The 20,125-nt window shown below is 65.3% G+C and carries 22 protein-coding genes and 1 riboswitch; of the genes, 8 read left to right on the top strand and 14 right to left on the bottom strand.

Annotation, left to right across the window (positions count from 1 at the left end):
• The 3 genes from CH290_RS30630 to CH290_RS03105 all read left to right on the top strand — a co-directional run.
• Positions 1 to 146: methylmalonate-semialdehyde dehydrogenase (locus CH290_RS30630; RefSeq protein ID WP_094620623.1), on the top strand; the 146-nt coding region annotated here is incomplete at its 5' end.
• Between the two features lie 123 nt (positions 147 to 269).
• A complete protein-coding gene (locus CH290_RS03110) occupies positions 270 to 728 on the top strand; it encodes a MepB family protein (RefSeq protein WP_019667975.1) in 459 nt (152 codons plus the stop codon).
• A 65-nt stretch (positions 729 to 793) separates the two neighbouring features.
• Entirely contained in the window at positions 794 to 2,089 is a 1,296-nt protein-coding gene (locus CH290_RS03105) for a D-alanyl-D-alanine carboxypeptidase family protein (protein WP_019667976.1), read from the top strand.
• A 2-nt stretch (positions 2,090 to 2,091) separates the two neighbouring features.
• On the opposite strand, the gene yhjD is transcribed toward CH290_RS03105, so the two are convergent.
• The 9 genes from yhjD to CH290_RS03060 form a co-directional block, all read right to left on the bottom strand.
• Entirely contained in the window at positions 2,092 to 3,117 is a 1,026-nt protein-coding gene (yhjD, locus tag CH290_RS03100) for an inner membrane protein YhjD (RefSeq protein ID WP_019667977.1), read from the bottom strand.
• A gap of 57 nt (positions 3,118 to 3,174) precedes the next feature.
• Positions 3,175 to 4,215 carry a tryptophan--tRNA ligase gene (gene trpS, locus CH290_RS03095; RefSeq protein WP_019667978.1) on the bottom strand — a complete coding sequence of 347 codons (1,041 nt, stop codon included), beginning with the start codon at positions 4,213 to 4,215 and terminating at the stop codon, positions 3,175 to 3,177.
• Between the two features lie 45 nt (positions 4,216 to 4,260).
• Complete coding sequence (locus tag CH290_RS03090; protein ID WP_080748661.1) at positions 4,261 to 5,067, bottom strand: exodeoxyribonuclease III; 807 nt, start codon at positions 5,065 to 5,067, stop codon at positions 4,261 to 4,263.
• Positions 5,068 to 5,106: 39 nt separating this feature from the next.
• On the bottom strand, positions 5,107 to 6,054 hold the full coding sequence (yidC, locus tag CH290_RS03085) for a membrane protein insertase YidC (RefSeq protein WP_033188524.1): 948 nt from the start codon (positions 6,052 to 6,054) through the stop codon (positions 5,107 to 5,109).
• 88 nt (positions 6,055 to 6,142) lie between these two features.
• On the bottom strand, positions 6,143 to 6,412 hold the full coding sequence (locus CH290_RS03080; protein WP_020113406.1) for a DUF6412 domain-containing protein: 270 nt from the start codon (positions 6,410 to 6,412) through the stop codon (positions 6,143 to 6,145).
• Positions 6,413 to 6,485: 73 nt separating this feature from the next.
• Complete coding sequence (locus tag CH290_RS03075) at positions 6,486 to 6,776, bottom strand: DUF6412 domain-containing protein (RefSeq protein ID WP_230594203.1); 291 nt, start codon at positions 6,774 to 6,776, stop codon at positions 6,486 to 6,488.
• A gap of 56 nt (positions 6,777 to 6,832) precedes the next feature.
• Complete coding sequence (locus CH290_RS03070) at positions 6,833 to 8,332, bottom strand: DUF4153 domain-containing protein (RefSeq protein ID WP_230620889.1); 1,500 nt, start codon at positions 8,330 to 8,332, stop codon at positions 6,833 to 6,835.
• Positions 8,333 to 8,432: 100 nt separating this feature from the next.
• A complete protein-coding gene (locus CH290_RS03065; RefSeq protein WP_027499116.1) occupies positions 8,433 to 9,419 on the bottom strand; it encodes a sensor histidine kinase in 987 nt (328 codons plus the stop codon).
• Positions 9,416 to 10,096, bottom strand: coding sequence for a response regulator transcription factor (locus CH290_RS03060; protein ID WP_020113409.1), 681 nt, complete (start codon positions 10,094 to 10,096; stop codon positions 9,416 to 9,418). Before CH290_RS03060 ends, CH290_RS03065 begins: the two co-directional genes overlap by 4 nt.
• 189 nt (positions 10,097 to 10,285) lie before the next feature.
• On the opposite strand from CH290_RS03060, the gene CH290_RS03055 reads away from it, so the two are divergent.
• Positions 10,286 to 11,329, top strand: coding sequence for an iron-siderophore ABC transporter substrate-binding protein (locus tag CH290_RS03055; RefSeq protein WP_020113410.1), 1,044 nt, complete (start codon positions 10,286 to 10,288; stop codon positions 11,327 to 11,329).
• A gap of 67 nt (positions 11,330 to 11,396) precedes the next feature.
• On the opposite strand, the gene CH290_RS03050 is transcribed toward CH290_RS03055, so the two are convergent.
• Positions 11,397 to 12,545, bottom strand: a complete 1,149-nt coding sequence (locus CH290_RS03050; protein ID WP_033188525.1) for an MFS transporter — start codon at positions 12,543 to 12,545, stop codon at positions 11,397 to 11,399.
• A 504-nt stretch (positions 12,546 to 13,049) separates the two neighbouring features.
• Positions 13,050 to 13,177, top strand: a riboswitch (SAM riboswitch).
• Positions 13,178 to 13,354: 177 nt separating this feature from the next.
• Between CH290_RS03050 and CH290_RS03040 the strand changes: the two genes are divergently transcribed.
• Both CH290_RS03040 and metX read left to right on the top strand, forming a co-directional pair.
• Complete coding sequence (locus tag CH290_RS03040; protein ID WP_080733864.1) at positions 13,355 to 14,692, top strand: bifunctional o-acetylhomoserine/o-acetylserine sulfhydrylase; 1,338 nt, start codon at positions 13,355 to 13,357, stop codon at positions 14,690 to 14,692.
• Positions 14,689 to 15,837, top strand: a complete 1,149-nt coding sequence (gene metX / locus CH290_RS03035; RefSeq protein WP_020113413.1) for a homoserine O-acetyltransferase MetX — start codon at positions 14,689 to 14,691, stop codon at positions 15,835 to 15,837. Before CH290_RS03040 ends, metX begins: the two co-directional genes overlap by 4 nt.
• Positions 15,838 to 15,867: 30 nt before the next feature.
• Here the strand turns inward: metX and CH290_RS03030 are convergent, their stop codons facing one another.
• Genes CH290_RS03030 through CH290_RS03020 form a run of 3 tightly spaced genes read right to left on the bottom strand, consistent with a single transcriptional unit; the run spans position 15,868 to position 17,656 of the window.
• Entirely contained in the window at positions 15,868 to 16,143 is a 276-nt protein-coding gene (locus tag CH290_RS03030) for a DUF3017 domain-containing protein (protein WP_019667990.1), read from the bottom strand.
• Positions 16,144 to 16,149: 6 nt separating this feature from the next.
• On the bottom strand, positions 16,150 to 17,010 hold the full coding sequence (locus tag CH290_RS03025; protein ID WP_179275219.1) for a bifunctional methylenetetrahydrofolate dehydrogenase/methenyltetrahydrofolate cyclohydrolase: 861 nt from the start codon (positions 17,008 to 17,010) through the stop codon (positions 16,150 to 16,152).
• A gap of 37 nt (positions 17,011 to 17,047) precedes the next feature.
• Positions 17,048 to 17,656, bottom strand: coding sequence for a pentapeptide repeat-containing protein (locus tag CH290_RS03020; RefSeq protein ID WP_019667992.1), 609 nt, complete (start codon positions 17,654 to 17,656; stop codon positions 17,048 to 17,050).
• Positions 17,657 to 17,689: 33 nt separating this feature from the next.
• Here CH290_RS03020 and CH290_RS03015 point away from each other — a divergent pair, with 33 nt between their 5' ends.
• On the top strand, positions 17,690 to 18,154 hold the full coding sequence (locus tag CH290_RS03015) for a tRNA (cytidine(34)-2'-O)-methyltransferase (protein WP_026348292.1): 465 nt from the start codon (positions 17,690 to 17,692) through the stop codon (positions 18,152 to 18,154).
• Positions 18,155 to 18,209: 55 nt separating this feature from the next.
• On the opposite strand, the gene CH290_RS03010 is transcribed toward CH290_RS03015, so the two are convergent.
• Complete coding sequence (locus tag CH290_RS03010) at positions 18,210 to 19,151, bottom strand: DUF4349 domain-containing protein (RefSeq protein ID WP_033188522.1); 942 nt, start codon at positions 19,149 to 19,151, stop codon at positions 18,210 to 18,212.
• Between the two features lie 240 nt (positions 19,152 to 19,391).
• On the opposite strand from CH290_RS03010, the gene CH290_RS03005 reads away from it, so the two are divergent.
• Positions 19,392 to 19,868, top strand: coding sequence for a DUF6764 family protein (locus CH290_RS03005; protein ID WP_033188523.1), 477 nt, complete (start codon positions 19,392 to 19,394; stop codon positions 19,866 to 19,868).
• Positions 19,869 to 20,125: the final 257 nt, after the last annotated feature.

The raw sequence follows: 20,125 nt of genomic DNA, 5'->3' as shown, positions 1-20,125 counted from the left end.
GCGGCTGGAAAAACTCGCTGTTCGGCGACACCCACGCCCACGGCACCGAAGGAATCCACTTCTTCACCCGCGGCAAAGCCGTCACCTCCCGCTGGCTCGGCCCCAGCCACGGCGGCATCAACCTCGGATTCCCCGAAAACAACTAGACCCCACGTGAGTGGAAATGTAGGCCTGGGTCAGGAGCGGAGCCCGCGAAGCGACCAGAGAGCACCTACATTTCCACTCACGACGTTTTTCGTATCTGCCGTCGATATAGCAAACTGGTACCAGTGAACGCACAACTACAGCAGCTGAAGTCCCTTGTCCTCGATGCGCGAGGAGCCGTACTGGACAATGCTGTCGCCGAAACCGAAGGTTCCGAATACGGAGCTCATCACCTGACGATCGACGGTCTTTCCGTTCACTTCCGCGTTGCTCGGACCACACCCAAGAAGGTCGGCCAGTTCGTGACGTTCTGGAAGCGCGCGACCGGCGATCAGATCGAGCCCTTCGATGTACGTGACGACTTCGATCGTCTGATCGTTGTCACGTGGACGCCGAAATCGTACGGCTACTTCGAGTTCCCCAAGCACGCACTGTCCGAGCACGGCGTGCTCACGGTGGGGACCACCGAGGGCAAGCGCGGTTTTCGGGTCTACCCCGAATGGGACGAACCGAACAACAGGTCCGGCGTGGCCGCGCAGACCTGGCAGCTCAACTACTTCTCCGACCTGTCCGACCAGATCTGACTGCCCATCGACGGTCCGGTGAGTCGTGCCCGCGTCGCTCACACCGAGACCTAAGGTTGTTCGCGATGAAAACGATTTCGCGAACTGCAGCGGCACTGGCCGCAGCTGCGGTCCTGTTCGTGGCAGCCGGCCCGGCTGCTGCGCAGGAACCCGACCCTCCCGCCGGGACTTCGACCCCGTTCTCGACGCCGAACACCGACGACTGCCCGCAGGCGACGTCGCCACCGCCAGCCATCGATCTGTCCGAGGTGCCGAAGCCCGGGGAGAGCGCGCCCACGCCACTCCCGGTTCCCGCCGACGCCGTGGGCGGTGAGCAACTCGGTTACTGCGGCGTGGTGGTGCCGGACGGTGCACCCGCCCTCCCCGAGGACATCTCTGCGACGGGTTGGGTTCTGTCGGATCTGGACTCGGGTGACGTCATCGCCGCGAAGGATCCGCACGGCCGGTACCGCCCGGCCAGCACGATCAAGATCCTGCTGGCGTTGGTCGCCCTCGACGAGCTCGACCTGAACACCACCGTCGTCGCCACAGCCGAGGACGCGAATGCCGAGGGCAGCGCCGTCGGCATCGGCAAGGGCGGCGTGTACAGCAACTTTCAATTGATGCAGGGCCTGGTGATGGCGTCGGGGAACGACGCTGCGCACGCGTTGGCCTCTCAGATGGGCGGCGACGACGCCACTGTCGCCAAGATGAACGCCAAGGCACGGTCTCTGGGCGCGCTCGACACACGCACGGCGACGCCGTCCGGTCTCGACGGTCCTGGAATGTCCAGTTCTGCATACGATCTCGCGTTGTTCTTCCGTGCGGCGATGGAGAACCCCACGTTCGCTCAGTTGATTTCCACCGAGACCGTTCAGTTTCCGGGCTTCCCCAAGGATCCGAACATCCCCGACGACGTCGACCGTCCAGGATTCACCCTGTCGAACGACAATCAGCTTCTGTACAACTACGACGGCGCCGTGGGCGGCAAAACCGGATACACCGACGACGCACGTCAGACGTTCGTCGGAGGCGCCGACAAGAACGGCAGACGCCTCGCGGTCACCATCATGAAGGGCGACGTGCTGCCGATTCGTCCGTGGGAGCAAGCAGCCAGGCTGCTCGACTACGGCTTCGCGCTACCACCGGGCACGAGTGTGGGAACGCTGGTGCCGCCGGAGTCGGTGGGAGGCGTCACCAGCACACGCACGGCCGCGCCGACTCTGGCATCTCCGCCGGACACTCCGAGCACGGCAGGCGAACGGGAGACGTCCCTCGAGGCGGGTGGTGACACTGCGATACGAATCGGCGTCGCCGTCGTCGGCGGGTTGGTGGTGATCGGGCTCCTGCTGTGGGCTCGGCAACTCCACCGGCGTCGCTGAGGTCAGCGTCTCCGGTTCAAGAACCCGAGCCCGACGGCGGCCAGCGCGCCGGCGCCCACGAGCGCAATTCCGCCGCCGAGGGTCGGGCCCTCGTTGACCTCCACCCGCGTGTTGATGACGGCCGGCTCCGGCGGAGGGACGTAGGCCAGCGCCATGCTTTCTCGGGTCGTCGCCGCAAATGCCGTGGCGAACAGGATGAATCGCGATGTCGTGAACACGAACACGAGGAGACCGATGATGGGGCCGAAGACGACTCCGGCGGGACCGTTGGTGACCGACGCGAGATAGATCGCGGCGATCTGCTTGAAGATCTCGAAGCCGACGGCTGCGATCAAGCCGCCCTTGACCGCGCTGCGGAACGGGACGGGCTCTCTCGGCAGCCTCGAGATGACCCACGTCATCACCGCCCAGGTCGCGGCCAGCGCCAACAGCACCGACACGACTCGTAACAGAATTCCGACGCCGGGAGCCTGGTCGAGATTCGCCAGTTCCAGCAGACTGCGCATGACGGATCCGCCGTTCAACGCCGACAGGCCGAGCGAGAGCGCGAGCGCCAACCCGAGGCCGACGAGTGCCGCGAAATCCTTCAGCTTGGTCGCGAGAAAACTTCCCGGCTCGTGTACGAACTCCCACATCGCCGTCAGCGCCTCGCGCAGATTGGCAATCCACCCCAGACCTGCGTAGAGCGCACCGAGCAGACCGATGATGCCGACGCTCGTTCTGGACTCGACGGCGGTGTCGATCAACGAATTGATGGTCTCGCCGAAGCTTCCCGGAACGTTCTGCGCAATCTGGTCACGGATCTGATCGAGCCACTCCGGCTGACCGACCAGGATGAACCCGGCAGCTGCGAACGCGACCATCAGCAACGGGAACAGCGCGAGGACGCTGAAGTAGGTCATGCCCGCCGCGTAGTAGTCGCCCTTCTGAGCCTGGTATCGAGTTGCTGCGCGGACCGTGTGATCGAACCACGGCCATTTGTCACGACGGTCTTGCAGAGTTGCTGCGAAGTCAGGAACGACAATCACCCTCTTGGAGTCGGGCCCTCGCTGTCAGTCCCCCCAGCCTGTCAGAGAAAGCGTCAGTCAGGAGAGCGGAGCCAAGAACCCCACCCGGTCGTACACCTGCGCCAACGTGCGCGACGCTACTTCCCTGGCCCGATCCGCGCCGTCGGCAAGGATGCGGTCCAATTCGGCAACATCGGACATATACCCGTCGACGCTCGCCTTAAGCGGCGTCACGAACTCGGTCAGCACATCGGCCGTGTCGGATTTGAGGTCGCCGTAGCCTTTTCCCTCGTACCCGGACACGAGGTCCTCGATCGACCGGTCCGAGAGGGCGGACTGGATGACGAGCAGGTTGCTGACGCCCGGCTTGTTCTCGGGATCGAACACAATGTCACGATCGTTGTCCGTGACCGCGGATCGGAGTTTCTTCGCCGTCACCTTGGGGTCGTCGAGAAGGTTCACGATGCCAGCCGGGTTGGATCCGGACTTGCTCATCTTTGAGGTCGGCTCCTGCAGATCGAAGATCTTTGCCGTGCCCTTGATGATGTGCGCGTCGGGCACGACGAACGTCTTCTTGAAGCGAGTGTTGAAACGCTGCGCGAGATCACGGGTCAACTCGAGGTGCTGACGCTGATCCTCGCCGACGGGAACGAGATTGGGGCGATACAGCAGAATGTCGGCAGCCTGGAGAACGGGGTAGGTGAACAGCCCGACAGTGGTCTGGTCACGCCCCTGTTTCGCCGACTTGTCCTTGAACTGCGTCATTCGCCCTGCTTCACCGAATCCGGTGATGCAGTTGAGGACCCACGCGAGCTGCGCGTGTTCGGGAACCTGGCTCTGCACGAACAGAGTGGAGCGCTTCGGGTCGATTCCCACCGCCAGCAGCTGCGCCGCGGCGATGCGAGTGCGGTTGCGCAGCGCCTTGGGGTCCTGGGGAACGGTGATGGCGTGCAGGTCCGGGATGAAGTAGAACGCGTCGTAGTCTTCCTGCAACGCCACCCACTGACGCACCGCACCGAGATAGTTGCCGAGGTGGAACGAATCCCCGGTCGGCTGGATCCCGGACAGAACTCGCTGACGCGGGCCCTGTGGTGCGTCGGTGGGCGAAGGAGAAGACATGCTCGTAATCTTTTCACGCCCGAGCAAGGCGATTCTTCTCAGGTGTTACCGGTACCGGACGGTGACGGGCGCGTGATCGGACCACCGTTGGTCGTAGGCCTCGGCACGTTCGGTGACGGCCTCTTTGGCTCGCTCTGCGAGCGACGCCGTTGCCAGCTGGTAGTCGATACGCCAACCCGCGTCGTTGTCGAACGCCTTCCCCCGGTAGGACCACCAGCTGTACGGTCCTTCGACATCCGGGTGCAGAGCGCGCACGACGTCGGTCCACGGCGCCTTCTCCGTCAGCAGAGCGGAGACCCATGCGCGCTCTTCCGGCAGGAATCCGGAGTTCTTCCGATTGGTCTTCCACGCCTTCAGGTCGGCCTCGGTGTGGGCGATGTTCCAGTCTCCGCACACGACCACGTCTCGATCCGCGGACTTCGCTGCTTTCGCGGATGCGGCGAGGTATTTGGCGAACGCCGCCATGAAGCGTTCCTTCTCCTCTTGGCGTTCGGTACCGACCTCGCCGGACGGCAGGTACAGGCTCGCGACGGACACATCACCGAAATCGGCCTCGATGTAGCGTCCGGAATCGGAGAACTCCTTCGCGCCGATGCCGACCCGGATGGCATCGGGCGCCGTGCGGGACAGGATCGCCACACCGTTGCGCCCCTTCGCCGACGGTTCGGCGGAGGCCAGGTGCCAGCCTGCGTCGAGTGCAGGGGCGAGCGCCTTGGTGAGTTCGCCGTCGTTCGCGCGGGTTTCCTGCAGACAGATCACGTCCGCGTCGGTGGTCTCGAGCCACGGCAACATGCCTTTCCTGGCTGCTGCGCGTACTCCGTTTACGTTGACTGTGGACACGGTGATAGTCACGTAGGGCACCGTAGCCGAGACCACCGACAGACCTGGAATCTATCGGCGTCGACTTTTAGGGCCTCCGGGCTTGACACCGGGCCGGGGCTTCGACGGCGCGGCCACCGTGGCGTCGGCCTGCGTCGTCCCGTCGTCCGCGTCGCTGACTGCGGCAGCGAGGGAGTCGATGCGTCGGTAGACCACATGCTGCTGAACATAGGTCCAGAGGTTGTTGCTGACCCAGTAGAGCAGCACGGCAATCGGCAGAAATGGACCGCCGAGCAGTACGCCCGCGGGAAACACCCACAGCGCCAGACGGTTCATCAGCGCCGTCTGCGGATTGGCGCGCGCCGCGTCGTCCTGTCGAGCGATCGACGCACGAGAGTTGAAGTGCGTCGCGATGCCGGCCAGCACCATCAGCGGTACCGCCACCATCGCGATGCCGATCACTGTCGGTACACCGCCGAACGGCGCGAACGCCTCCAGTGTCGCCGCCCCGCTGTTCATCGCGGCGGAGATCGGTGCACCGAAAAGCCGTGCGTCCAGGAATGATTGGACGTCTGTTGCGCTGAAGAAGTAGTTCGCGGTGTTCGCGTTCTCCTCCGGCGACATTCCCAGTTGCCCGATACCGGTGCCGGTTCGGTTGAAGGAGCGGAGCACGTGCAACAGCCCGATGAACACCGGGGCTTGCACCAACACGGGTAGGCAGCCGAGCAGCGGATTGAATCCGTGCGCTTTCTGCAGCTTCTGCATCTCGGCGGCCTGCCGCGCGCGGTCACCGCTGTACTTCTTCTGCAACGCCTTGATCTCCGGTTGCAGTTTCTTCATCGTGAGCTGGGTCCGCACCTGGCTCACGAAGGGTTTGTAGAGCACGAGCCGGAGGGTGAACACCAGGAACATCACGGACAAAGCCCAGGTGATTCCGTTGTCCGGTCCGAGGACCGAGCCGAACACAGTGTGCCAGACCCAGAGGATTCCGGACACGGGGTAGTAGATGAAATCGAGCATGAGAGCACCTCTTCGAGGGAGTCGGTCGATGAACGTCACGACCGATCCCGGCAGGACTCGCCGACGGGAGTGGAGCCTGCGGGAACGGTCAGGTCATCGATCCGGGTGCTCTCGGCATGGGGCGCCCGGGGGCATCAGGGCGGTGTTGGCGACGGAATCGTCCACGCAGACGTCGCTCTTCCGCTGGTGGACCCGGCACCCGGGTTCGGTCCAGTCCGACTGTCGCGTCGACCGCACCGAGAGCGGCGAGTGTTGCCGCAGCGATCCCGAGCAGTAGTCCGCCGACCGTCGACGGGTCGTCGAGGACTGCCAGCAGCAGCAGTACGGTGACGACGAGTGAAACGAAGATTGTGCGCACGAGAACTCCCCGGGTGAACGAACTTCTTTCGGCAGAAAGGGTTCGGGGGCAGAGCCGCGGACGCGAGCGTCGCTCAGTGTGCCCCCACCGGTGCGCCCGGGGCTCTGGGCATGGGGCGGCCCGCTTCGTCGGGCCGTTGCTGACGGCGGAACGACCCGCGGCGCCTGCGTTCTTCTCCCCGTGGTCCGTGTGCGACGCCGAACAGGGCGTCGAGCACGATTCGCCTTGCCGCCGACGACGCGAGCGCCACGGCCACTGCGGTGACGACCAGCCCGAAGGCAACTGTGGTCACGGCGGTGTCGGGAAGGGTGGCGAGCATCAGGAGCAGGACGAGGTATGCCGAGACTGCGCTCAGGTATCGCATTGCCGTCCACCCCTTCCGTTCGCTTCGCCGGTGGCCAGCGTATCGCGTCCATCCGATCACGCGCAGTTCGCGCCTCCGGGACCACGCCCGTCGAGTGCTGCAGCTCGATCCTCGGCAAGGTTCCATTCCGTCCACTTCACCGTTGCCGTGACGTCGGAGAGCACGCAACTGCGATAGGGCTCGGGCAGGCGGTCGAGCTCCGGTGCCGCATCCGCCGAGAGGCTTCGGAGATACCGCGTGTCGATCTTGCCGGTGTCCTCGAACCGCTCGACGCTGTGCCGGGCGACGTACGCGTCCGGATTCAGCGCAGCAAGGGAAAGAACCGCGCCGACGACAGCGACCCCGACAGCTCGCGGCAGCCATTTCCCTGTCATACCGATTCCGGCGACCATGACGAGCACGAACACCGCTCCCAGCAGAACCTCGACGACCGTGACGAACAGACGAAGCGTCGTGTACCCGTATTGACGCTCGTACAGGGACATGCGATGCAAGGCCGAGGTCACCACCACGAGGGCGAGGACGCACAGCAAGCCGAGAACAACCCTCAGATACGTCCGCTGGGTACGAGTGTCTCGCGGCGCTGTGCGAACAACGGTGGCCAGTACCAGAAGAGTCAGGGCCGTCACCGCCAGCAACTGCCAGAACCCTTGACGGGCGTACTCGGCGTTGGTGAGGCCGTCCGTCGTGCGCACGTGGCTCTGACCGCCGAACAGTGTTGTCGTCTGAACGGCCACGAACAGGACGAACACTCCGACGAGAGCCGCGACGGGCACCATCCACTCCCAGAGTGACACCGACGACTTCGACGGCCGCGCGAGCAGATCGAAGTGCGGTCGATTGACCGCCAGATACGCCGCACCCAGTGTCGCTGCGCCGACGAAGGTGAACACGAGGATGCGTGTCACGGTGCCACCGAGATCCCAGTCGGGAGTCGCCGCGTCGACGATCTTCCCGAATGTCGGGTCGGCTGCAGCGAACAGCGCGCCGAACACGATCACCAGCATCACCGTCGATGCGAAGACCGCGGCCAGTCGGCGCGGGTGGGCACGGTCGGTGTCCAGCCGCCGCGCACCGGTGGACGCCCATCTCCACGTGCGGACCGGCAGAAACAGCGGAGCCAAGGCCCCCAGCCCGAGACCTCGCCAGGTCCATGAGCCGGAGAGTACCGCCGCAGCAACGACTATCGACGTCCATGTGCACAGTGCCACCAGCCATTCCGCTGCGCGGACGGTCGCGACCGATCCCAGCAGAAGCACTCCGCTCGCGCCGGCGAGCTGCCACGGGGTGGGCCTTTCCCGCAGTGCGAAGGCGACTGCGGCGACGATGACGGCCGTGGTGATGGAGTATCCGACGCCCTGTCCTCCGAGTACCGATGCCCCCACCGCACCTGCGGACATCGCGGCGATCAAAGCCTTTCGCGGCGCCGATGCGTGGCGGAGCACCGGCCACACTCGCGGGGCCCACGGTGACCATCGACGCGATGACCGGTTGCGTGGCGGAAGCACCGGAGCCGGCCCGGTGGAGGTGGACTTCGGTGTAGTGATTGCGTTCATTTCCTCTACCTCACAGTTGTTCTGGGCAGGACTTGGAGCGACGACACGCCTGTGCGTGCGCCGTGAGTGAAAGTGGTTCTCGTGTGGGACCGGGCAGGGTTCAGTTCTGTGGAAGGCACACCCGGATGTGGCACCCGGGTGATCTGTCCAGGACTTCTATCGTCCCGCCGTGCAGTTCGGTCGCCCACCGGGCGATCGCCAGACCGAGTCCGGTTCCGCCGCCTGTGGCACCACCTCTGGTGAACCGGTCGAAGACCGAAAAACGTTCGGAGGGCGAGATTCCCGGACCGTCGTCGGACACCTCGATCCTGACCCCTTCCGGTGCAGGCATCGCGGACACTGTGACGGCCGAGCCCGGAGGGGAATGCTCGACTGCATTGCTCAGCAGGTTCGTCACGATCTGCTGCACTCGTGACCGGTCGGCGGACATCTGCAGCTGGTGCGGCGTCACCACGACGCGCACACGCCCGTACTCCGACGCCACCGCGCCGAGGAAGTCGTGCACACCGAATCGTTCCGGCCGCAGTGGGAGCACTCCCCCTTCGAGCCGGGACAGATCCAGCAACTCGGTCACCAGGTCACCGAGCTTCTCCGTCTGACGCAGCGCGACGTTCAGCGTGGCAGGATCGGGCTCGGTCACGCCGTCGACCATGTTTTCCAGCACCGCACGAAGTGCCGCGATCGGCGTCTTGAGTTCGTGGGAGACGTTTCCGATGAGCTCACGCCGGTACGTGTCGGCTGCTTCGAGATCAGCGGACATCGTATTGAAGGCCTCGGCGAGTTGGCCGACCTCGTCACGCGAGCTCGCGCGCACCCGCGTCGTATAGTCCCCTCGTGCCATTGCGCGGGCCGCGGCCGTCATCTCTCGCAGCGGTGAAGTCATACCGTGCGCCACCAATTGCGTTGCTGCGATGGACACCACGAGCGCGGCCAGCAGCGTGTAGCGGAACTGCCAGCTCGCACCGATCCAGAACGTCACGCTGGCCAACAGCAGAACGATCCCCACGATCAGAGCGACCTTGAGTTTGAACGACGTCAGCGAGTCCAGCGGTCGCGGCAACCGGACAAGCGGGATCGGAGCTCTCATCGTGGAGTCTCCAGCGCGTACCCGACGCCGTGAACGGTGCGGATCAGCGTGCCGCCGAGCTTGCGTCGCAACGCCTTCACATGACTGTCCACGGTCCGACTGCTGGCAGAATCCTCCCAACCCCACAGTTCGGCGAGGAGGGTGTCGCGGGCGACCGCAGCGCCGGGTCGAGCCGACAGGAATGCAAGGATGTCGAATTCGGTTCGGGTGAGGTGAATTTCACCGTCGGGTCCGCTCACGCGTCGCGCATCGTGGTCGATTCGAAACGCGCCGAGCGTCATCGCCGCCGTCGCAGTCGATGCCGCGGCGGTGCGTTCGGCGCGACGAAGGAGTGCGTGCACCCGCGCGACGACCTCGCGCATACTGAACGGCTTGGAGAGATAGTCGTCGGCGCCGACGCCGAGTCCGACGAGCATGTCGGTCTCGTCCGACTTCGCGGTCAGCATCAGCACCGGAATCGGACGGTCCGCCTGGATCCGTCGGCACACCTCCAGGCCGTCGAAGCCCGGCAGCATGACGTCGAGAACCACGACGTCCGGCTTCTCGCGGGCACAGACCTCGACCGCCGACGGTCCGTCGTGCGCCGTCACCACGCCGAAACCTTCGCCGCGGAGTCGTGCGGCCAACGCGTCGGAGATCGTGGGTTCGTCGTCGACGACCAGCACTGTGCGGTTCATGATGTCGACCCTAGAGCCCGGACGTGGAGGAGTCCGTCGGGAAATGTGGAGGTTCGGTGAAGATCCGTCGGGCCGCGCGGGCGTCGCGGGACACGGCCTGATTCCGTCACATAAGGGTCGGCTACCCTTACGGATCTGAACGAGGCCCGACAGAACTCGAGCCACGTCACCCCCTCGAAAGGCACCTTCATGGTCGAATCCACGCGACTGCTTCGGTGGGCCGCCGCCGCGGCAGCTGCCGCGCTCCTGCTGTCCGCATGCTCGAGTTCGTCCGACGACACGGCGAGCACTCCCACCAGCGGTTCCGAGTCGAGCGGGGCGTTTCCGGTGACCGTCGACCACGCCTTCGGCGAGACGACGGTGGAATCGGAACCGCAACGCGTCGTCTCCGTCGGTTACACCGAGCAGGACACCCTCCTCGCACTCGGCGTGATCCCCGTCGGCGTCACCGAATGGTACGGCGAGCAGCCGTACGCCACCTGGCCGTGGGCACAGGACGCGCTCGGCGACGCACAACCGGAGGTGCTCGACATCGCCGACGGCTTTCAGTACGAACGGATCGTCGGGCTCGAGCCCGATCTGATCATCGCGACCAACGCGGGTCTGGATCAGGAATCCTACGACCGGCTCAGCGAGATCGCGCCGACCATTGCACACTCCGGCGAGTACTCCGAGTACTTCGAACCGTGGGATGTTCAAGCTCGCAGCATCGGCGCCGCCGTCGGCAAGAAGGACGACGTCGAGAATCTCATCGCGGGCGTCGACGAGAAGTTCGCAGCCGCGAGGGCCGAGCACCCGGAGTTCGAGGGAACCAAGGCGATCTTCCTGCAGAACGCAATCTACGACGGCGACGCCATCGCCTACCAGAACGGCTTGAGCACGGACTTTCTGACCGATCTCGGGTTCGTCGTGCCGTCGGACATCGATGAATTCGCACCCGCGGACGGCAGCGGCCAGGCATACATTCCGCTCGAGAACCTGTCGGTCCTCGATTCGGCCGACGTGCTGCTCTGGGGCACCGAGAAGCCCGAAGATCGCACCGCACTCGAGCAGGAGCGGGTGTATCGGAACCTCGAGCGGGTGAAAGAGAACAAGCTCGTGTTCACCGATGGCGTCACAGCAGGCGCGATCTACTTCACCAGCGTCCTGAGCTTGCCGTACGTGATCGACAAGTTGGTCCCGGCGTTCGCCGGCACGCTCGCCGGGGGCGGCGCAGCCACCACCACGAGTTGACCGACCTCGGCCTGGATCTCTCGGACGCACACCGAGCGGTGCGCATCGAAAGATCCAGGCGAGTCGATCAAGCAGCGCGGGCGTCGGTCCGTCGCTGCATCCACATCGCGATGGACAGGACGACGAGGCCTGCGACGGCCAGGATGGCACCTGCAGCCGCGGGTGCCGTGTACCCGAAGCCGGCGGCGATGACGGCACCACCGAGCGCGGCACCGATTGCATTGGCGAGGTTGAACGCCGCGTGATTGAGCGACGCCGCCAGTGTCTGAGCGTCCTCGGCGACGTCCATCAACCGGGTCTGCAGTCCGGGGATCACCGACGAGCCCGACGCGCCGATCAGGAACACCAGGATCAGCGCGCTGATCGGGTTGTGTGCGGCCAGAACGAACGCAGCCAGGAACACAGCCATCGATGCCAGCCCGAAGAACGTTCCCTTCAGCTTGAAGCGGTCCGCGAGCCATCCGCCGAAGTAGTTGCCGGCAACCATGCCGAGGCCGTAGATCATCAGCGCGACCGGCACCAGAGTGCGTGCCAGTCCCGCGACATCGGTCAGCGTCGACGAGATGTAGGTGTACACGGCGAACATGCCACCGAAGCCGACCATGCCGACGAACAGCGTCATCCACACCTGGCTGCGGCGAAGTGCACCGAGCTCCGTGATCGGATTGGTGGTCGGCATGCCGTCGAGACGAGGCATCCACATGATCAAGGCGGTGACGGTGAGTGCACCGATCACCCCGACGACGGCGAACGCACTGCGCCAGCCGAGAAGTTGCCCGAGCCAGGTAGCTGCGGGGACACCGACGACGTTGGCTATCGAGAGCCCCATCATGACCATCGCAACAGCTTTGGCGCGCTTGCCCGGCTCGGCGAGATGCGCCGCGACGAGCGCCGCGATACCGAAGTACGCACCGTGAGGCAAGCCCGCGACGAACCTGGACGCGACCAATTCGTTGAAACTGGGAGCGAACACGGTACCGAGGTTGCCGAGAGTGAACGCCACCATCAGAGCGATCAACAGTGCTCGACGCGGTACACGCGCGGCCAGCGTCGCGATCGCGGGCGCACCGACGACGACGCCGAGGGCGTACGCCGAGATCATGTGACCGGCCGAGGGCTCGGAGATACCCATGCTCGACGCCACGTCGGGAAGCAGACCCATCGACGCGAACTCGGTGGTCCCGATACCGAACCCACCGATCGACAGGGCGAACATCGCGAACCGTCTCCGCGTGGAGTGCGGACGGTTACTGGTACTCAGGCCGCTCGACACCTTCGAACGCACGGCGCCGACATTCCTGGCGAGGGCGGAATCGGTGACAGACACGGCACAACGACCTTTCGGGGTTTCGGGGTTTCGGGATCGATCAAGAAGAAAAAGGACGGACTGGATCGGCAACGTCCCAGGCGTCAATTGTCATCCCCGGCACAAGCGATTTTCGAATCCTCCGGCGGTGATAGTGCTCACGCCGCCGTCCAACGGTCGATCCGCAGGCCCCACTACTACCTTTATAGTGCTCATTCCGCAGGCTCCACTCCCGGCCTTCATCGTGCTCGTTCCGCAGGCTCCACTCCCGGCCTTCATCGTGCTCGTTCCGCAGGCTCCACTCCCGGCCTTCATCGTGCTCGTTCCGCAGGCTCCACTCCCGGCCGTCGGCGCGCGTGTTGTGGCCGGACTGCTTGTTTCCCGAAGTCGATCGCACCGCTAGGATTCACGCCAGGTCATGAGTGCCAGCATCGAGCCCCGGCTTGCTGGCCGGCAACCCTCCAACCGCGGTGGGGTGCCCCGGGTGAGAAGACCTGGTTAGTCGGCTGCGCACACGCGTTGCCGTCGAGCAAGCGCGGGCCCGCCACGGTGATGTCACATGATGTCGGTGGGCCCACTGACCGGGAGTTGTCCGACACGTCGGCGGCCCCAGGAAGAGGTTGATCATGTGTTGTTGTACCGATACGCCCCGCCCCGGCTTTCCGGACGAGAGCCGATTCGAAACCTGATCATCCTTCGAAGACGGAGTTATCACTCACATGACCGACAACACCCCTGACGTCGTGGACGCAACCGGCGCCCCCATCGAAGACCCCACTGCTTCGTGGGCTTTCGAGACCAAGCAGATTCACACGGGTCAGACTCCGGACGGCGCGACCAACGCGCGCGCTCTGCCCATCTACCAGACCACGTCGTACACGTTCGACAACACCGATCACGCCGCCGCACTGTTCGGGCTGGCAGAACCGGGCAACATCTACACCCGCATCATCAACCCCACCCAGGACGTGGTCGAGCAGCGCATCGCTGCTCTCGAGGGCGGCGTCGCCGCGCTGCTCCTGGCGTCCGGGCAGGCCGCCGAGACGTTCGCGATCCTCAACCTCGCGGAAGCGGGCGATCACATCGTCTCCAGCCCTCGTCTGTACGGCGGAACGTACAACCTGTTTCACTACACGCTTCCGAAGTTCGGTGTGCAGGTCACGTTCGTCGAGGATCCGGACGATCTCGAGCAGTGGCGCGCAGCCATCACCCCGAACACCAAAGCGTTCTACGGCGAGACCATCTCCAACCCGAAGAACGACATTCTCGACATCCCCGGTATCTCCGCCGTGGCGCACGAGAACGGGATTCCGCTCATCGTCGACAACACCGTCGCGACTCCGTATCTCATCCAGCCGCTGAAGCACGGCGCGGACATCGTCGTGCATTCGGCGACGAAGTACCTCGGTGGGCACGGCACCGCCATCGCGGGCGTCATCGTCGACGGTGGCACCTTCGATTGGACGCAGGGGCGCCACACCAACTTCACGACGGCCGATCCCAGCTATCACGGCGTCGTGTTCGCGGACCTCGGTGCTCCGGCGTTCGCGCTCAAGGCCCGCGTCCAGTTGCTGCGTGATGTCGGCGCGGCCGTGTCTCCGTTCAACGCGTTCCTCATCAGCCAGGGGCTCGAGACGTTGAGTCTGCGCATCGAACGTCACGTCGAGAACGCACAGAAGGTGGCGGCGTTCCTCGAGGCGCGGGACGAGGTGGAGTCCATCAACTACGCGGGTCTGAAGTCCTCGCCGTGGTACGGCCGCGGCCAGGAACTTGCACCGAAGGGCCAGGGCGCCATCATCGCGTTCGAGCTGAAGGGCGGCGTCGACGCCGGCAAGAAGTTCGTCAACGCGCTGAGCCTTCACAGCCATGTGGCTAACATCGGTGATGTGCGTTCACTCGTCATTCACCCCGCCTCGACCACACATTCGCAGTTGACGCCGGAGGAGCAGCTGGCCTCGGGCGTCACTCCGGGCCTGGTCAGGCTCGCTGTGGGTATCGAAGGGATCGACGATATTCTCGCCGATCTCGAAACCGGATTCGCAGCGGCGGCGTCTTGACCATCGGCTCTGTGCACGACGTCCGTCCGGCTGCGGGATTCCCGCCGCCGGACGGACGGCTCGGCAGTATCGACATCGGCCGGCTCGACCTCGAGAGCGGTGCCTCGCTACCCCAGGTGACCGTTGCGGTGCAGCGCTGGGGAGAGCTCGCACCCGGACGTGACAACGTGGTTCTCGTCGAGCACGCCCTCACCGGCGATTCGCACGTCAGCGGACCCGCCGACGCGGATCACGCGTTGCCCGGCTGGTGGAACGGGATGGTCGGACCCGGCGCACCGATAGACACCGACGAGTGGTGCGTCGTCGCATCGAACGTCCTCGGTGGCTGCGGTGGAACGACGGGTCCCAGCTCGCTCGCCGAGGACGGTAAGCCGTACGGCAGCCGATTCCCCGGCATCTCCATTCGCGACCAGGTTGCGGCCGAGGTCGCGCTCGCGGATGCGCTCGGCATCCACCGCTTCGCTGCTGTTGTCGGCGGTTCCATGGGCGGCATGCGCACACTGGAGTGGATCGTCGGCCATCCCGAGCGTGTCGGCGCCGCTCTCGTACTCGCCGTCGGCGCCCGCGCCACTGCGGACCAGATCGGTACGCAGACCACTCAGATCGAAGCGATCGCGTCGGATCCGGACTGGCAGGGCGGTGATTACCACGGCACGGCTCGATCCCCTCGCGCTGGACTGAAGATCGCTCGTCGCATCGCGCACCTGACCTATCGCACCGAGAGCGAGCTCGACCTCCGGTTCGAGAACAACCCCCAGGGCGACGAGAACCCGTGGAACGGTGGCCGATACGCCGTCGACAGCTACCTTCAGCACCAGGCCAACAAGTTGGCCGACAGGTTCGACGCAAGCACGTACGTATTACTGAGCGAGGCGATGAACCGGCATGACATCGGTCGGGGACGCGGTGGCGTCGACGAAGCCCTGGCGCGCGCGACGGTGCCGACCATCGTCGGCGGTGTGGATTCCGACCGGTTGTATCCGCTGCGTCAGCAGAAGGAGATCGCGCGCGGTCTACCCGAGTGCCGTGGACTCGAAGTCATTCAGTCCAGAGACGGTCACGACGGCTTTCTCACCGAAGCCGGGTCCGTCGCGAAGCTGCTCGGCGAGACGATGCAGCACGCACGCGCTGCTCGCCACGTCTGAACTCAGGAGTCGACCGACTCGGTGCGGCGCTCAGTCCGTACCGAGTGGGTCGATCGAGGACGACAGAAAGACGATGGCGCCGCCCACCAGCGCGAGGGCGGACACGTCGAAGCCACGGCTTCGTACCGCGAGCAGCCCCACGCGGTTTTCGGGAACACACAGCCGGAACCCCGCCGCGAGAAGAGTGGCCACGCCCAGCACGAACGATCCGCGGCGCCACCGGTCCGCGAGCACGAGCACGAGCGCGGCCGCGAGGACGACCATCACGGCCAGTAGAGGCAGGTTCTTGCGGATCTGAGCGCCCATGCGACGTCAGACCGTCGCCGGGAGGTCTCGCTCGGCACGTTCGACAACGTTGGACAGCAGGAAGGCGCGAGTGAGCGGTCCCACGCCCCCGGGATTGGGTGAGACGAATCCCGCGACGTCCGCGACGCCTGCAGCGACGTCGCCGCGCAGACCATCCTCGGTCCTGCTGACGCCGACGTCGAGGACCGCAGCACCCGGCTTGACCATGTCGGCGGTGATGATGCCCGGCACACCGGCGGCCGCGATGACGATGTCGGCGCGAGACACCTCGGCCGCAAGATCACGAGTTCCGGTGTGGCACAGCGTCACTGTCGCGTTCTCCGACCTGCGAGTCAGCAGGAGTCCGATCGGGCGGCCCACCGTCACACCGCGACCGACGACGACGGCGTGAGCGCCGTCGATCCGTACGTCGTACCGACGCAGCAGATGCACGATTCCGCGCGGTGTGCACGGCAGCGCAGCGTCCTTGCCCAGCACCAGACGCCCGAGGTTGATCGGGTGCAGGCCGTCGGCATCCTTGTCCGGGTCGATGCGTTCGAGCGCCGCGTTCTCGTCGAGATGCTTCGGCAACGGAAGTTGGACGATGTATCCGGTGCACGCCGGATTGGCATTGAGTTCGTCGATGACGGCTTCGAGATCCGCCTGGGTGATGTCGGCGGGGAGATCGCGTCGAATCGATGTGATCCCGACCTTCGCGCAGTCGTTGTGCTTGCCCCGCACGTAGGCGGCCGAACCCGGGTCGTCGCCGACGAGAACCGTCGCGAGGCCGGGAACGATACCGTTCTCCCGCAGGGTCCGAACCCGCTCGGTGAGATCGACGAAAATCTCGTCGCGGGTCGTCTTGCCGTCCAGAATCGTTGCAGTCACGACCCACATTGTTCCAGGTCTGTCACCGGCCGATTTCTCACCCCTCGACAGCGAGTCCCTGCGCTTGCGCGTAGGCCACCGCCTGGGTGAGCTCGATCTTCGTGCCGACGAGCGAGGTCCCCACCCAGAGCGCCCCGTCTACCCTCGACCCGCGCAGATCCGCGGCGTCGAGTTTGGCGCCGGTGGCTCGCGCGCCGGAGAGGTCGACCGACACGAGCGTCGCCTTGCGCAGGTCGGTGTTCACGAGGTTGGCCTCGACGAATCGACATCCCGTCAGGTCCACTCCACGCAGGTCGGCGCCGCCCATCCCTGCCAGAGTGAAGTCGACCTCGTCGAACGTCGCGGGCCGCAGCCTGCAGTCCACGAATGTCGAACCCATGAACGTCGAATTGCGAAAAGTGGAGTGCAGCAAATTGGTTCGAGTGAAAGTACAGGACCGGAAGGCCGCGTCGCGGTGGACCGATTCGGTCAGATCGGCGCCGGTGAAGTCGCACTCGGTGAACACCACGGACGTCGTCTCCAGGCCGCTGAGGTCCGCATCCCGGAAGGTGCAGGCCACGTAACTTCGGCCGTTCCACCGTTGCCGATCGAGTCTGCTGTCGGAGTAGTCCTCGCCGATGATCTGTTCCTCGTCCACCTGCACCATCCTTCCCCGACGCGTGGTGGCAGAGTGAGCCGGGTGTTTCGACTCATGTTCTTCGAGCCCCGGATTCCTCAGAACACCGGCAACGCAATTCGCCTCGTCGCAGGCACGGGGTGCGAACTCCACCTCGTCGGCCCGCTGGGCTTCGACATGTCCGAGCCCAAACTCAAACGAGCGGGACTCGACTACCACGACCTCGCATCGGTGACCGTGCACGAGAACCTCGCCGCAGCATGGGAAGCACTGAAGCCCGATCGCGTCTTCGCGTACACCGCTCACTCGACGCGATTCCACACGTCCGTCGACTACCTCCCGGGCGACGTTCTCCTCTTCGGCCCCGAGCCGACCGGGCTCCCCGACGACGTCCTGGGCGACGATCGCGTCACCGACCGGTTGCGAATCCCCATGATCCCGGGGCGGCGATCGCTGAATCTCGCGAACTCGGCCGCCGTCGTGATGTACGAGGCCTGGCGTCAACACGGTTTCGACGGGGCGGTGTGAGTCCGGCTCGACTCACTCCGGTCCGGAACTGCTGCACCGCAGACCGACCGCCGATTCATTCCCGAGGCGCGGCGTTGCCTTCGCTCTCGTCGGTCCCCACGCCGTCGGTCCCGACGGCATCCGTGTCGTCGCTGTTGTCTTTCTCGACTGTCCGGCGCGGCCGGACTGCACGCACCGTCCGCACCACCGCGTAGACGACACCTGCTCCCACCACCAGCGCACCCAGCCACGGAATCGCACGCCCCACGGCAACGATCCCGTCTCCGATCGCGTCGAGCAACGAGTTCCACCCGGAGACCAGGCCGTCGAGGAAGTTGTCCGGTCCGGGCGACGGCGTGACGTCGTCGGTGCTGAATTGCACTGTGATGGTGGACAGTTCCACTTGATCGGCGAGGTAGCTGCGTTGCGAGACCAACCCGTCGAGCTCGCCTTGCCTGCTCGACAGCGCCGACTCCGCTTCGATCAGGTCGGCCGTGTTCGTCGCACCGGCGATGAGCGCCCGCAACCGATCGACCGACGCCTGAAGAGCCGCGATCCTGGCGTCGAGGTCCTGGTACTGCATGGTGACGTCGTCACGAGTGATGCTGACGCTGGTGACCTTCCCGAGGGCAGAGATCCTGTCGACGGTCACGGTCAGCTCGTCCGCGGGGATCCTGGCGGTGATGGAACTACTGGCCGTCGAGTTCTCCGTCGCTGGATTCTCGGTTCGGTTGTCGATGCGGCCTCCGGCGCTCTCCACCGCGCCGACCGCCTCGCGTGCAGCGTCGACGGGATCGTCGGCGGTGACGTAGATCTGGCCCGTGACAACTTCTTTGCGTTCGACGGGCGAGGGCGCCTGCTCTCGCACCGCTCCGCCGGAGTCCGGCGCGAGCGCGACACCGGGCGAGGTGAACGACGAATCCGCCGCCGGCGGACCCGCTGGACCGTCGGACGACCCGCTGCATCCGGCGAGAACCACCAGCGCTCCGGCAAGAACGACGACAAGACTGCGCTTCATCTTCGAAGATGCTAGAGCACCATCGACATGCGGAAGACGGCCACGACATCGACGGTGACGAATCGTTACATCCATTGGGAACATTCACTGATGACCTGACGCCCGAACCGGGGTACGGTGTGCCGCATCGACCCATTTGCAAGATTCCGTGAAGGAGCCCCCCTGTTGTTCGCTGTTCCGTCTTTCTCTCTGCTCCGCCGCTCGCCCCAGGATGGCTCCTCCTTCCGCTCCAGTAGTCGAATGTCCCGTGCTGCAGCAGCTTTCGCTGTCGGTGGCGGCATCGTCGCTGCTGGTTTCGCCGGCGCCGGCGTGGCCTCCGCGGCACCGGTGACGTGCGTGTCCCCTCCGTCCGCGAACGACATCCAGGTCGACGGTTACGCCAGCTGCGGCGCCACCGCTCAGGACGCGTCACGCGCTACCGCAACCGCAACCGACAGCGGCACCGCCGTCAGCGTCGCCGAGGGCGCGGGCAGCACCTCCACGTTGGCAACCGGCTACGGCACGGCACTCGGGGCCTCGCGCGCCGGAGGCACCGCGTACGCCGGAGCCATCGGCGGCGGAATCGCGCATTCCTGGGCGGACAACGGCGGAACCATCATCGCCATCGCGGGTTGGGGTTCGGGAGCAACCGCCGAAGCCGCAGGCGTCGATTGCGTCGGCCAGTGGTCGCTCGCCCTCAACCTGTCCTCGGGCCAGTTCTGCGCGTTGGGCAACTGACGCTCACCGACACAGTCGTCGTGAAATCCCGCCACCGTCGTCGGTGGCGGGATTTTTCGTCGAGATACACGACTCCGCCGCAACGAACTACGACCAAAGGTAGTACCCGAGCCGTTGCGGGTTTACGATGACTCCACTCGCATCTTCAGGAGGACTGTGTGACTGCCCTAGCGCCTAGGCCTACTCCCGCTGTGACGGCGGCTCGGCCTTTTCCGCCGCGGATGGGACCTAAGGGTTCGTTCGTTCACAAGGCGATT

This window comes from Rhodococcus sp. 06-156-4, from assembly GCF_002259345.1.
GTDB classification, from domain to species: Bacteria; Actinomycetota; Actinomycetes; order Mycobacteriales; family Mycobacteriaceae; genus Rhodococcoides; species Rhodococcoides fascians_E.
This window is presented reverse-complemented; position numbering and strand designations above follow the sequence as displayed.